Raw genomic sequence first — 13,796 nt, forward strand, 5'->3', positions numbered from 1 at the left:
CGTCATCTTGGCCATGTTGCGCAGCTTGCGGTGCATGTTGACCCGGGCCTTGCTGATGACGGCGGCGCGGATGTCGGGGCGCCAGGTCGGCCGCTGAAGGGCCGGCCACCGCTCGCCCTCCTTGTAGTGGCGGCCCTGGGGGCGCTCGCGGAGCTTGCCGATGCCGCCCTTCACCGTGGCCTTGATGGCCGAGAGGACGGCAGCCAGGGCCGGGTCGACCTGCTTGTGCCGCTCCATCGCGGTGAGGAACTGGCGGTCGTCCAGGTCCTTGGTGACGCCGAGGTCGGCGAGGGTGTCGACGTAGGCGGTCTTGAGCCGGTCGTGCCACGGGTCCAGGTACGCACCGGTCTCCCGGCGCAGGTACGCCTCGATCGGGTGGACATCGTAGCCAAGCTCCTGGGCGTAGGCGACGGTGTGCGTCTGGTACCAGGCCGGGCCCGTCGGACCGGTGCCGTCCGGCGTGAAAGGGCTGGGCAGGCGCGGGTCCAGCTCGATGTGAGACAGGTCGACCAGCCAGCTGCCGGGGATCTTCGGGTTGAACTTCGGGGTGTGGAAGTGGTCGGGGGCGGACAGGCCGACGACCAGGCGGGCCGCGGCCGCGAGGAAGGCGGTGTTGAGGTCCAGGCCGACTGAGAAGGGCAGCATGCATTCCTCATCGGTGAGCGTGTCCACCGACCGCACCCACTGGTACGCCTCCTCGTTGAGGAATCCGCCTCTCCAGCCGGAGTTCACCACGACGGGGTGTTCGGCGATGGCCTCCGGCGGCGCCGGGTCCATCGGATCCGTCCCCAGGCTCCCGGGGTTGTGGCCCGACACCCAGTTCCCGGTCTCCGGGTCTTGCACGGCCTTCGTCGGCGGGCGCAGCGCCGTCATCAACTCCAGGCCGGAGACGGCGGTGGAGCCGCGCGGGGTGATGACCCGCTGGGCATAGACACCGAGGACACGGGCGATGTCGGCCGGCTCCATCTCGGAGACGCCCGGCCAGGAACGCTCATCGAGGGCGTCCCAGGACAGGATCGCCAGTTGCACGCACTGCCGCTCCCGGCCCTGCGCCTTGCGGTAGATCCGCGCCCACGGGCCGAATCCTCGCTGCGTGAGCTGCCACTTCGCGCGTCCCACCTGCTTGACCACCGGGTGGTCCTCCGGCAGGCGCAGGGAGCGGCGCAGCTCGTGGCCCTCCAGGCGCTCGGGCAATCCGAGCTTCACGGCGGCCGCCGCGGTGAGCACGATCAGCGGGTCGGAGTCCTTGCCATACCGGTGCAGCTTCGCCGCGCCGAGGCCGGACTCGCGCAGCGTCCACTCCACCAGCTCCACCACCGTGGTCGCCGGACAGTCCAGCACGATTCCGTCGATGCCGTAGGCGGAGCCGTCCCCGTCCAGTACGGCGAGCGGGCCGTGCGGGAACCGCGGGTCGGCCGCGGGCTTGACGGCCTTCTTCGCCGCCGGACGCCGCGACGACGTCGCCGGGCGCGCGGACGGACGGGTGGGACGCTCGGACGCCGCAGGGGCGGCGGGCGCCTCCACCGGCGCGGCGGCCTCCGGCTCAGCCTCGGGCGCGGTCTGGCCGGTGAACCTCTCCGGCGCCTCCGGCTGCGGCGCAGCGGCCGGAGCGGGTGCGGCGGCGGGAGCACCGTGCGCGGGATACTTCGCCGCCCAGCCGTTCAGCAGTCGCTGGTATGCCTCCAGGCGCGGCGACTTCGGCTCGGAGCGTCCGTTCTCGTAGTTCTTCACCGTCTGCGTCGACGTCTTCAACGCGACCGCGAGGCGGGCCTGGGTGATGCCAGCGGCCTCGCGCAGCCGGGCGCGCTCCGCCGGAGGCGGGAGCTGGGGTTCCTCCTCCAGCAGCGCGTCGACCGACGCGAACAGCTCTTCCTCAGTTGCCATATCTCTCTACCTCCACCCCGAACACTAGCATCCCTTACCTCAACGTTTAACCCATTCATTTAACCTGGGTTGAGAATTCTGGTAGGGTGATCTTGACCTTACGCAGAGCAGCACAGACGCCAGCAGGAGGGGACAGTGGAGGGATCGGGCAAGGCGCCGGACTTGTCGTCTGGAGCACCGGGGCAACCCCCGGAAGCGGGCCCGGCTGGGCCTCCTGCAACAGCTCCGGTCAGCGCTTGGTCCGAGGAGGTCCTCACCAACACCGTCCTGCCCGGCGCTCTGGAGGGCGCGGTTCCTCAGGCCCGGCCGGTGGTGGTGTACGTCCTGGGGCAGCCTGGCAGCGGCAAGACCACGGTCATCGGCCTCGTGCACGCCGCACTGGCGGCGCGGGGCGGTGCGGTGCGGGTCGACCGCGACACCTACAAGGCCCACCATCCCCACTACAGCCAGTACCTGGCCGAGGACGTACGCACCGCCGGGGAACGGGTCCGGCCGGAGACGTACCGGTGGCAGGCCGCCGTGGAGGCCGCGGCGCGCGAGGGCTACTACGACGCGGTCGTCGAGGTACCGCTGGCCCGCCCGGAGGACTTCCTCGCCGGCGCACTCGCGTCCCGGCAGGCGGGCTACTGGGTGGAAGTCGTGGCCCTGGCCGTGTCCTGGGCGGTGAGCGAACTCAGTGCCCTGGAGCGGTATCTGCACCTTGCCCAGAAGGCGCACCGCGTGTTCGTCATCCGGCGCGGCGAAGAGACGGCTCTGGACGTCCTCTACGACAGCGAACTCGGTTCCAGCGGGCGTTTGCTCCGCCCGGCAGACGCGCCGGGCGCGGTGCTCACCGAATGGCGTCGGCCGTGGGGCGCCAGGGAAACGGGTCGGATCCGACGTCAGCTCGTTGACGCCGACCGGCGCCTGGCCGATCCCGCGCTGCCGGAGGACTGGGTGCTCGCGGTGCGCCGCAACTCCGAGCGCGCCGCCGCTCTGGCCGAGCCGGTCCGGCGCATCGCCCAGCCCCGCCGGGACGCGCCCGGGGTGGACTACCACCGGCTCTCCGTCGAGGAGCACAAGTGGATCTACGACGAGCTGATCGTGCCGTCCCTCGGACCCATCACCCCGCAGGAACAGCCGGTCGTCGTCTATGTGATGGGCCAGCCGGGCGCCGGGAAGACGCGGATCGCCCAGATGATCCTGCGCAGCCTGCGCAATCCGGTGCACATCACGGGCGAGATCTTCAAGCAGGCTCATCCGGACTACCTGCAACTGCTGCGCGAGGAGCCGCGCACGGCCTCGGCGCGGATACGCGCCGACTACCGGGCCTGGCAGGCATGGACCGAGGAGCACGTGCGCCGTGGGCGCGGGGACATGGTCATCGAGATCACCCCGGAAAGTGCTGCCCAGTTCGCCGCCCGCGCGGCCGTGGACCGGCAGGCGGGCTACCGCGTGCAACTGGTGGCCCTGGCGGTCCGCGAGGCCGATTCCCGCCAGGGCACCGCCGCCCGTTACGCCCACCTGAACCAGCAGGACATTCCCGCGCGGTTCACCACCGCCGCCGGGCACAACGCCTGCTTCGCCGTCGTCCCCGAGACGGTGGCCCTGGCCGAGCAGATGGCCGTGGTCGACGAGGTGGTGGTGATGCGGCACGATGCCCACCCCCTCTACCGCAACCACCTGACCGACCAAGGCCGTTGGGCCCGGCGCCCCGCCGCTGGCCTCGCCGTGACCGCAGAGCATTACCGGCCCTATACCGTCGAGGAAGCCGCTGCGTTCTGGGCCACCCAGCGCTGGCTGCACACAGCGATGCCGCAATACCGCGAGGACCTGGTCGCGATCGCCGGGCTGGCCTGCCCACTGATGCCCGCCCAGCGGCCGCACCAGCTCGACATGCCCGCCGCCCCCGCCACCGCGCTGCCCGTGCCCACCTGACCGGCTGGCGCGGCCCGGCACCCGAACCGGGCGTCCGGGAAACCGACGAAATCCGGACTGCGGGGTGACGGAATGGCCTGGTTAACTCAAACCTTCTCCGGCACTGCCTCTCGTGGGGAGGATCGGGTCAGGAACCTGAGCGCGCAGCAAACCAGAAACGTGATCCCGCTGGCCAACGTCGTCGCGGCACGTCTGGCACTTCTGGTACTTCTGGGGGTCGGGATCAACCTGTACTTCACCCGACGCCTGGCGAAGGACCGTCAGGCGTTCGAGGTCTCGACGAAGGAGGCGGCGCTGAAGGTGGCCTTGCATAAGGAGCGGGTGGACCGGTTTACGACGCTCTATGATGTGGCGCTGGGGCTGAAGGTGCTTCACCTGGGTCGAGCCCCAATTGCTCATGAATGGTGCGCGCTTTACACCAGCACGCATGCGCTCTTTCTTTCTGCCCCAACCTGTCCAGCGCCTGGCCCAGCACTCTCAACACGTCGCTACTGCCCCACTGTCCATTGACGAGACCTAGCTCTAGTGCCTTGTCGGCATTTCCGGCCGCTTCTGCCGGGTTCCCGATCGCGAGCTGCAATTCGGCCAGTCGAAAGTGTGTCGAACCCATCCAGAGTCGCTGCCTGTTCTCGCTGAAAATTTCGAGCGCCTGAGATAGCTCCCTCAGTGCCTCGGTGTTACGTTCTGCGGCGGATAGCGCGATTCCTAGCTCGTACCGGCCGTAGCCCACTCGGAGGCTGCTCCCCTCGCTGCTGTGGAGTTCTACGCCTTGTGTAGCGAGTTCGATAGCGCTGTCGGTGCGGCCCATAGCCAGATGGGTGCGGGAGAGGTTGCACAGCGCGCTGGCAACACCCGTAATGTGGTTGGCGGCTTGGAAGGCCGTGCGTGCCTGGAGAAATGACTCTTCCGCTTCCTTGTACTGCTTTTTGCATATGTCGATAATTCCCACGCGGGTCAGCGCGTTACCGGCCGGAACGGGATCGTCGGCCAGGACGGTAAGGCGGGCGACACGCCGTGCTTCCGCCTCGGCCTCGTGGAATTTATTTTCCCTCCAGTACAGGTATGAAAGGTGGACACAGGCCCGGCCCTCTGCGCTCGGGTTCCGGGCAGCGCGGGCAGCATCGCGGACTGTGATGGCTGCGGCCTTGTACTGGTGTGAGTTCACTCCGGATTCGCATAGATCCCGCGTTATCAGGAGAAGATCAGCCGCAGAGCGCACGCTATCCCCCTCTGGTGCTTGCGCGGCGCAAGCCAGTAGGCATTCGGCTTCCCTGAATGTCCAGGCGAGTGCCGTGGCCTGGTCGGGGAAGGACAGTCCGGGGATCTTGGTAGGTTGCAGGTAGTCGGCGATGGGGTCGCCGGGTTGCCGCAAAGCATAGGCATGGGCCGCCGAAGCTAAGTAGAACTCCAGCAGGCGCGTCAAGGCTGCTTTCTGTTCCTCTGCTGTCTCTTCTTGTTCGGCGCAGCCTCGCGCGTAAAGACGTACCAGGTCGTGGTACTGGTAGCGGCCGGGTTCCTTGGATTCCAGCAGACTGGTATCGACCAGGGATTCCAGTAGATACTCGGTCTCGTCGGTGTCTGCGGCGAGCACGGCGGCTGCTGCGGTGAGGGAGATGTCGGGGCCGTCGGCCAGCGCGAGCAGCCGGAAGGCCCTGGATTGTCGCGGCTCGAGTTGGCGGTAGCTGAGCTGGAAGGACGCTTCGACGGCCAGATCGCCTGCTCGTAGCTCACGCAGTCGGCGGCGTTCGTCGGCGAGCTTGTGGGTCAGGAGGGACACGTTCCATGCTGGGCGGGCCGCGAGGCGGGCTGCGGTGATGCGGATGGCCAGTGGCAGAAAGCCGCAGGCAACGACGGTTTCGTGGCAGGCTTCTGGCTCGGCCGCCGCCCGCTTCGGGCCGATGATCCGGGTGAACAGGGCCACAGCTTCTTGGGGGTCCATGACGTCGAGATCGACCAGATGGGCACCGTCGAGGTCGGTCATCCGCCTGCGGCTGGTGATCAAGACCGCGCAACTGGCGGTCCCGGGAAGCAACGGACGTATCTGGGCTGCGTTATGCGCGTTGTCGAGCAGCACCAGCACCCTGCGGTCAGCAAGAGTCGAACGGTAGAGCGCGGCGAGCTCATGTATTCCTTCTGGCAGGGTGTCCGGCGGCCATCCCAGGGCGCGTAAGAAGGCGCCGAGCACGGCTTCGGGGCCCGCCGACCGGCTGCTGTGGCCGAGCAGGTTCGCATACAACTGCCCGTCGGGGTAGTGCTCGCGGACGGCGTGGCCGATATGGATGGCCAGAGTGGTTTTGCCCACCCCGCCTCCTCCTCGCAGCGCAGAGATCGCCGTCACTGTTCCCTGTGAGCGCAGCAGCCGTTCCCGGATGCTCTCCATGATGGTGGTGCGGCCTGTGAAGTCGGTCAGGGCTGCCGGGAGCTGTGCCGGGCGCGGCGTGGCCGGGCGTGCGGTTCCACCACTGGCCGGGTCTGCTTGGGGGGCGGCGAGCGTGGGGTCTGCCCGCAGGATGCGTTGGTGGAGCTGCGCGAGTTCGGGGCTTGGGTCCAGGCCGAGTTCGTCGGCGAGGAGACGGCGGGTGTCATTGTACACGCCGAGTGCCTCGGTTCGTCGACCGCTGCGGTACAGGGCAAGCATCAGCAGGGTACGGGGTCGTTCCCGCAGAGGGTCTTCGGCGCACAGCGTGGTGAGCTCCGAGACCACCTCTGTGTGCAGGCCCAGCTCCAGGTCGAGTTCAACGCGGGCTTCCAGAAGGGTCAAGCGCCACTGTGCAAGGCGGCTGCGCTGGGTGTACGCGTAGGGGCCGGGGACCCCGGCGAGCGGCTCACCGCTCCATAAGCCCGCCGCCCGGCGCAGGAGGTTCTGGGCGCGGGGTAGGTCGCCTTCTGCTCTGGCGCGCTTCGCGCCTGTCTCCAATGCCTCGCATTCGCTGAGGTCTATCGCTTGGGGTGGTAGGCGGACCGCGTAGCCACCGGCATCAGAAACCAGCACGCCGGGCCCGAGCGCCTTGCGCAGCCGGAAGGCGTACGTGCGCAGTGCTGCGATCGCGCGAGGCGGTGAGTGTTCCCCCCACACCGCGTCCACCAGCTCGTCCCGGGTCGCGGTCTTTCCCTGGCGCAGCAGCAGCGCACACAGCACAGCGTGCTCTTGCGGCTGGCCGGGCGGCAGCATCCGCTTTCCGCGCCAGACTCGCACCGGGCCCAGCACTGCGAAGCGCAGCGGGGCAGGGGATTCTTTGGGGGGTGGGGTGGGCTGTCGGAGCGTACTGTTCCGCCCCGGCCTTTGCAGAAGGCCCGCCATCCTTGAGGTGCCGGACGCGGCAGGAGATGTCGTCGCGGGTCGCCGTCGGTGCGGGGGAACGGTGAAGCCGAGTTGTTCGAGCGGCATTCCGAACATCTCTTGCAGTACGCGCTGGCTCGACGGCCGTGGACACGGCGGATCGGGTTGCCGCCACCGATGAAACTGCCGCGAGGTGATCTTCTGAGGCTCCCCCAACCGCTCGGCTACCGCCGCATAGGCATCGAGGAAGGCCGAAGGCTGGCCCCACTGACGCTCCTCACATGCCTGCGCGAAGACTGTCTGCCTCATGTCCGCTGCCCTCCCGCCCCAGCATGCCAAGAACACACCGTAGCCCGGAGTAAGACCGCTGACGGCCAGAACAACCAGCCGAAAGTCCGCCTCAAAGTCCGGTCCCCGGCTGCCTTGCACCTCGTTACTACCAATGGCGAGTCATCGCGCTGGTCAGAGCCTCGAGACCTGCGGCAGGAACGAGTAGCTCCGGTGGGATTCCGCGCAGTGAGAAAGAATTAATCAATCCCTTATCGCCAGCCGCTGAGATGGATGACGAAGCCGAACACAGAAGGGAATCGGATATGAGCATGCACAAGCGGCTCGCACTCACAGCAGCGGCCTTAGCGCTGGGCGCCGGGCTGTCCGGTACCGCGCCGGCACAGGCCGACCAGGTGTCCGTCCATGCCCAGGCCGCAGCACAGCGGCGGGACGTCTGCTTCTCCGGAGCCTGCGGCAGCGCGACCGTCACCTTCCAGAGCCACTACTCCGCCAAGGTCAGCATGTCGGTCGCGGACAACCGCTGCGACGACCACCTGCCCAAGATGCGGATCCTGGCACACCAGTACCACCTCAGCACCGGGTCGCAGTACACCTGGCACGGACCCTGGCACGTCAACCGCCGGGGCTGCCACGGTGGCACTGGTCCGGCATGGAATAGCACCTTCGCAGGCGGTGACCCCCTGCTGGGCATGAAAGTGGAGATCTGCAATAACGGTGTGAAGTGCCGGACGTCCACGGAGATGGGTAACCCGTACTAGGTCTACCCGTACTGCCTTGCTTCGAGTTGCTGTGACATGCGTCGGTCCCGCCATTGGGCGGGGGAAGTGGCGGGCCCGCGCAGCAGTCATGACGGCTTGCTCTGTGAAGAGAACCGACGGCCTGAGGCCGGTGAGGTGAAGGACATCGTCGTCGTCCAGGAGCAGGAAGTGCGTGAAGGTGATGAAGGTGCTCTCACACCGGCGTGCTCAGCCTGGTCGTGGGATCGTCGGCACAGCCGAGCTGCGGACATACGCCGGTGCCGCACAGCCCCCGGACTTGAGACGGCCCCTTAGTAACGCCTCATCGTGGCACCGAGCGCTCGCCGGGGCGATTTACTGGTCCGGGTGGTCGCCGCGGATCTGCCATCTTGCAGTGGCCGAGTTCCAGACCAGGCGGATCCGACCGCGGTCAGGCCGCTGGGCGGTCAGCTCGTCGAGATCAAGAGAAGCTAGGGCCCGCAGGGCCTCGTCCGTGACGTCCGACCACAAGCACAGGGTGATGTGTGCGTCGGGATCGTCCGCGATGAGCAGTGTCGCCCCGTTGTTGGTCTCGCTCGGGGAGGAGGGGGACCGGCGGAGCATGCGTTGGACCAGGGCGCGGGCCTGTCCGTACGCGTCCTCGGCTGCTTTGGATATCAAGGCATGGACAAAGGGGATGACAGCGGTCGTGACCGCGGCGGTCACCACGACCGTTCCTGTAGCCGATCGCGTGAAGAAGGAGCGATTTACGCTTGTCTCCCAGCGAAGGATGCGCCTCGCTCGGCCACGCCACTGGTCTGCTTCGTCGAAGCGTCCCTGTGCGGTCAACAGAGCGACGAGGTCAAGGCATGCTTGGTGGCGCGGACCGAGGCCGGCGTCGGTCGCGGCCAGGTCGAGTGGTTCGACCCACCGCTCTCCGTTGTCTTCGGCCGCTGCGCGGAGCCATCGTTCCGCCTCTTGGGGCAGGCTCCGATCACGGAGTGCGCGGCCAAGCTCCAGCTTCGCTTCGACCTGCCCACTGTGGGCGGCGCGTCGCAGCCATCTGCCGCGCTCCTCGAGGTTATCGCCGATCCTGCTCATCGCGTACATGGCTTCGAGGTGTCCCGCCTCCGCGGCCCGCCGGTACCAATGCCGGGCTTGGTCTGCCTGCCCTTTGGTGAGGAGCTCGGCGAGACGGTACATCGCTTCGCTCTCACCGACCTCAGCGGCATCGTGAAACCACCGCTGAGACTGCTCGGGATTCCAGTCTTCGAAGAAGCGGGCAAGACGCATCATCGCCCGTGAATCACCACATGCAGCGGCCTGCTCCAGACCAGGGTCCGGCCTCTCGAACGCCACTTAGCCCTCCCGGCCCCACCCCCGCAGCTCCCTGCCGCGTGACTGACACTCTTCCTACCGCACGACAACAGGAGACGGGGAAGACCCAGCCGTTTTGGGAATTCGACAACTTCAACACGGGAACCCGCGCCCGCCGCCGTGCAACGTGTCCGCAGGTGAGCGCATTTCGTCGGTGGGCCGGTCCGGGCCGCGGGCGCCGCGCGGTTACGACTCGCCACGCTGGTCGGTGGATTCCAGTTCCTTCAGACGCGTGGCGTATTCGGCGGCGATCCGCGCGATCTCCTTGGGTCCGGCGTCCTGGAGCCGCTGCTGCTCCTCCACGCACTTCTGCCGCTGCGCCTTCAGCTCCTCCAGACGCTGCTGGTCACCGGAGCGCCGGGCGAGCAGCAGCGCTCGGCCGTACCAGGCGATGACGGCGCCCACGGTTTCGAACGCCTCCTCATAGGAGACGGCGTTGTCGCCGCCCGGGCTCTGGGCCGGTTCGGACGAGGGCTGCGGGTCGCCAGACGAAGGCGAGGACGATGCGGCGTCGTGCATAGGAAGACCACCTCGGTGCCGGAACCCACAGCGAAACGATCACTCTCGTTGTGGGCTGAAACAGGGGCTGGGCCGACTACGGTACGCGGCATACATTGGGGCCCAGTGATCACTTCCGGGGGGACCTCATCACATGGACCTACGTGCGCTGTTCAGCTCCAACGACCCCGTGGGCAGCAGTGAGGCGTTCACCAACCGCCAGAGCCAGTGGGACGTCGTCGCCACCGCCATCGAGGAGCACCTGCGGCACATCGCTGCCCCGAGCTTCGACGTGGAGGACCTGGAGAGCCCGCGTACCAACGTGATCGTGTTTCACGGGGTCGGCGGCGTCGGCAAGTCGACCCTGCTGCGCAAGATCGAATCGGCGCTCACTGCGGCCGAGCAGCGCCCCCGGCAGTGGGGCACCCCCGCCTGGGCAGGCGAGACGATCCTCCCTGTCCGAATCGACCTGGCCCGCTCGGCCTCGACGGACTTCGAGCGCGTCGTGCTGACGATCCGGCTCGCCCTGGCTGCCACCGTCGGCCGCCCCCTGCCCAGTTTCGACCTGGCGCTGCGCCGCTACTGGGACGCCCAGCATCCCGGGGAGCCGCTGGAGGAGTACGTCCGGCGCACCGGCCTGGTGGGCAAGTTCGGACAGTTGCTACCGCAGCAGGTGCAGTCCGCGGTCGGGCAGGTCGCCAGTGCCCTGCAACTGCCTGGCCTGGTCGGATCAGCGGCCGGGCAGATTGCCACGGCGCTCGTGCAGGCACTGCGCGAGCGCCGCGAACGCGCACGGGCCCTGGCCGGATGCGCCCGGACCGCCGCTCTGCTGGAGGCCGACCCCGACCTGGAGGCGCTTTCCTACTATCCGCACCTGCTGGCATGGGAGATCAGCCGCCTGCCGGCCAAGCGAGCGGTGGTTCCGGTCATCCTGCTGGACACCTTCGAGGACACCGCAGATCGCCACCGCGACACCGAGCGCCTCCTTCAGCGCCTGGTGTGGCTGATGCCGAACGCGTTCTTCGTCATCGGCGGCCGCAATCGCCTGGCGTGGGCCGACCCTACTGTGCAAGGGCAGTTGGACTTCACCGGCCCTCACGCCTGGCCCGGCCTTGCCCCTCAGGCCGGGCAGCCTGCCCAGGCCGCCGGCGGCGATCGCCAGCACCTGATCGGCGACTTCTCCCCCGAGGACTGCGACGACTACCTCGCACGCCGCCTCACCCAGGACGGCCAGCCGCTCATCACCCCCGCCATCCGCGCCGTCATCACCGAGCGCGCCCACAGGCTGCCGCTCCACCTGGACCTGGCCGTCGCCCGCTACCTGGAGATCCGCCGCACCGGCCGCACCCCCACCCCGGACGATTTCGACCACACCTTCCCTGCCCTCGTCGCCCGCGCGATGTCGGACCTCACCGCCGACGAGCGCCACGTCCTGCGCAGCGCCAGCCTGCTGGATGCTTTCGACCTGGAGCTGGCCACCCAAGCGGCGGGCCTGACCCACCAGGCGGCAGCACGCCAGCTCGTCGAGCGTCCGATGATCAGCGAGGATCCGTACGCGATCTGGCCCTACCACCTGCACGGCGCCATCCGCACCGCGCTACGGGCTGATGACCACACCGAGGACCGCTGGACCCCCGCCGACTGGCACCGAGCCGCCGAACGCGCTCTGGCCGCCCTCGGTCGGCAGTGGCAGGACACCAGCGCCCTCCTCCCCAGCCGGACCCTCCTCATCGCGTGCCTGCGTCAGGGCCTGCGCCTGGCCCGCGACCACCACCTGGGCGACCTCGGCTGGCTCACCGACGCCGCCTTCGCCTACACCGACGACTCCGTCTGGGAACCCCTCGCCCCACCCACCCACACCCCCGGCACCGGGCCGCAGACCGGCCCGGACACGCCCGCCGACGCCCTGGCCGAACTCCTCACCGCCATCGCCCGCCGCCAGCACGAACACCGCGAACGCACCGCCGAACGCCTCACCGCCGTCCTGGACACCGGACTGCTCCCCGGCGAACTCACCGAGCTCGCCCTGTATTACCGGGCCAAAGCCCACAAAGACCTCGCCCGCACCGACGCAGCCCTGGACGGCATGCGCCAGGTCGCCGACGCAGGCGGCCAGCTCGCCCCACGCGCCCGCCGCGGCCTGGCCAACCTCGCCCGCATCCGCGGCGACTTCCCCACCGCCCTGGCCGCCATCCCTACCCTGGGCTGGGAAGGCCGCCACCACCGCGTCCTGGCCCACATCCGGTGGCCCCACGGCGACATCGACCGCGCCATCGCCGCCTTCGAAGCCGCACGGGCCGAAGCAGAACAGCACGACGCCCCGGGCGAGCGGGCCATCGCCCAGACCCTCCTCGCCCTGGTCACCGCCTTCACCGACCCACACCGCGCCGACGACGAACTCGCCCTCGCCCACCAGTACCTCGCCCCGCTCGACCAGCGCGCCACCACCTACTACGCCACCGTCGCGGCCCTCATCCGTGATGCCGGCACCGACCGCGACGTCACCGACCGCGCCACCGTCCTGCACACCGAGAGCACCGTCGCCGGCCTTCCCTGGCTCACCCCACTCATCCACACCGCCGTCGCCTTCCACCACGCCGTATGCGGCGCACAGGACGACCTGACAGCCACCATCGGCCAGCTGCGTGAGGCAACCGCGAACGGCGACTTCGCCTACTACGTCGACATCGCCACCGCTATGGGAGACCTGCCCCAGCCCGCTGGGAGCGCCATACAGTGGCTTGACGATGCGCAAACCGTCCGGGAGCGCTGGCGTGCCCTGGTCACCGCTCGGCGGAATCACCTGGGCACACCACAGTGACCACCTGCATGCCTAGACGGGCAGAACCTTCCTGGTCAGAGGGAAGCAGTCGCTTCCGCGGGGCGCGGGCTGTACACTGCATGGTGAGCCGGTGGCCGTGGGCCTCCGGAAGTGGAGCCAGGTGACCTGGGGCAGACCGGGAGCCTGGCTCGGCGCATTTCTGGGCTCCTAGTCGGTCTTGACGTCGAACTCTGCCACCACGTTGGCTAGCTCTGCCCAGTACTCGTTCTCCCCCAGCTGGTGAGCCCGGCACGCGCCGGCAACGACGTCTGCGACCCACAGCAGCGGCTCGTCCCGCCCGAATACGTGCTCGATACGGAAGCTGATCCCCTTGGGCAGTAAGAAGCGGGCACTTTGCACCGTGCGGATGTCGCGCTGGTTGAGCTGAGGCTCGCGAGCCTCCATGAACAGCTGCGCGACGCCAAAGGAGTGCAGCTGGGCGACCAGCTGTGTCAGACACTTGCTTCGGGCCCGCTCCTGCTTCCGGCGGGGAACGGGGGAGCCGACCGCGACGACATGAACGCCCCCCAGGCGTGCAACGGTTTTCGCGGCCTGTTTCCTCTCCCGCTGGTCCATCTCGGTCCAGTGCGCCTTGGCCGTGGTCCTGCGGCCGCGCTGAGCGAGCATGGCCTCCCGCGCGGCATCCAGCATCTGCGGCTCAATGACCGCCGCGGCGATGATGTAGAAGCCAGCGGAGTCTTTCTCCTGAAAGGACTCGTCCGACCAGGCGGACAAGCCGGGATGGCCAACGGGCGATATCACGGTGCGCGGATCTCCTCCTGTAACGGCGGATGGCCCGTCCCTCACGGCGTCACAACGCCGCTGGACAGAACCTTCATCAGCCGGGTGCCTGACACGATGAACGGCGAGCACATGGCCCACGTCCGCCGGAGGAGCCGGGACGGTCCGGAGAAGATCAGTGACCTTCCGTTGCCCATTGTAGGCGGTCAACGAGCCGTGGGGCAGCGGCCTTTCCCAAGGCCGGCACCGCTGTCTGCCCGGCACCGCCGCG

The 13,796-nt window shown here is 68.5% G+C and carries 8 protein-coding genes; 3 read left to right on the plus strand and 5 right to left on the minus strand.

Annotated features, from left to right (window positions below; all coding sequences use genetic code 11):
• Positions 1–1,884: telomere-associated protein Tap (gene tap / locus KHP12_RS05625; protein ID WP_211831641.1), on the minus strand; the 1,884-nt coding region annotated here is incomplete at its 3' end.
• A 135-nt stretch (positions 1,885–2,019) separates the two neighbouring features.
• Between tap and KHP12_RS05630 the strand changes: the two genes are divergently transcribed.
• Positions 2,020–3,801 carry a zeta toxin family protein gene (locus KHP12_RS05630; RefSeq protein ID WP_372455168.1) on the plus strand — a complete coding sequence of 594 codons (1,782 nt, stop codon included), beginning with the start codon at positions 2,020–2,022 and terminating at the stop codon, positions 3,799–3,801.
• 331 nt (positions 3,802–4,132) lie between these two features.
• Here the strand turns inward: KHP12_RS05630 and KHP12_RS05635 are convergent, their stop codons facing one another.
• Positions 4,133–6,973 carry an AfsR/SARP family transcriptional regulator gene (locus tag KHP12_RS05635; RefSeq protein WP_246642963.1) on the minus strand — a complete coding sequence of 947 codons (2,841 nt, stop codon included), beginning with the start codon at positions 6,971–6,973 and terminating at the stop codon, positions 4,133–4,135.
• A 701-nt stretch (positions 6,974–7,674) separates the two neighbouring features.
• Between KHP12_RS05635 and KHP12_RS05640 the strand changes: the two genes are divergently transcribed.
• The gene (locus KHP12_RS05640; protein WP_211831645.1) at positions 7,675–8,130 is read left to right on the plus strand and encodes a hypothetical protein; all 456 of its coding nucleotides are present in this window, start codon (positions 7,675–7,677) and stop codon (positions 8,128–8,130) included.
• 333 nt (positions 8,131–8,463) lie between these two features.
• Here KHP12_RS05640 and KHP12_RS05645 read toward each other — a convergent pair whose 3' ends face one another.
• Both KHP12_RS05645 and KHP12_RS05650 read right to left on the minus strand, forming a co-directional pair.
• The gene (locus tag KHP12_RS05645; RefSeq protein WP_211831646.1) at positions 8,464–9,447 is read right to left on the minus strand and encodes a tetratricopeptide repeat protein; all 984 of its coding nucleotides are present in this window, start codon (positions 9,445–9,447) and stop codon (positions 8,464–8,466) included.
• Between the two features lie 204 nt (positions 9,448–9,651).
• Positions 9,652–9,984, minus strand: a complete 333-nt coding sequence (locus KHP12_RS05650) for a hypothetical protein (RefSeq protein WP_211831647.1) — start codon at positions 9,982–9,984, stop codon at positions 9,652–9,654.
• 133 nt (positions 9,985–10,117) lie between these two features.
• On the opposite strand from KHP12_RS05650, the gene KHP12_RS05655 reads away from it, so the two are divergent.
• Positions 10,118–12,784, plus strand: a complete 2,667-nt coding sequence (locus tag KHP12_RS05655; protein ID WP_211831648.1) for an ATP/GTP-binding protein — start codon at positions 10,118–10,120, stop codon at positions 12,782–12,784.
• Between the two features lie 168 nt (positions 12,785–12,952).
• On the opposite strand, the gene KHP12_RS05660 is transcribed toward KHP12_RS05655, so the two are convergent.
• Positions 12,953–13,519 (minus strand): hypothetical protein, encoded by a 567-nt coding sequence (locus tag KHP12_RS05660; protein WP_211831649.1) that lies wholly within the window; start codon positions 13,517–13,519, stop codon positions 12,953–12,955.
• Positions 13,520–13,796 lie beyond the last annotated feature (277 nt).

It is taken from the genome of Streptomyces asiaticus (assembly GCF_018138715.1).
GTDB classification, from domain to species: Bacteria; Actinomycetota; Actinomycetes; order Streptomycetales; family Streptomycetaceae; genus Streptomyces; species Streptomyces asiaticus.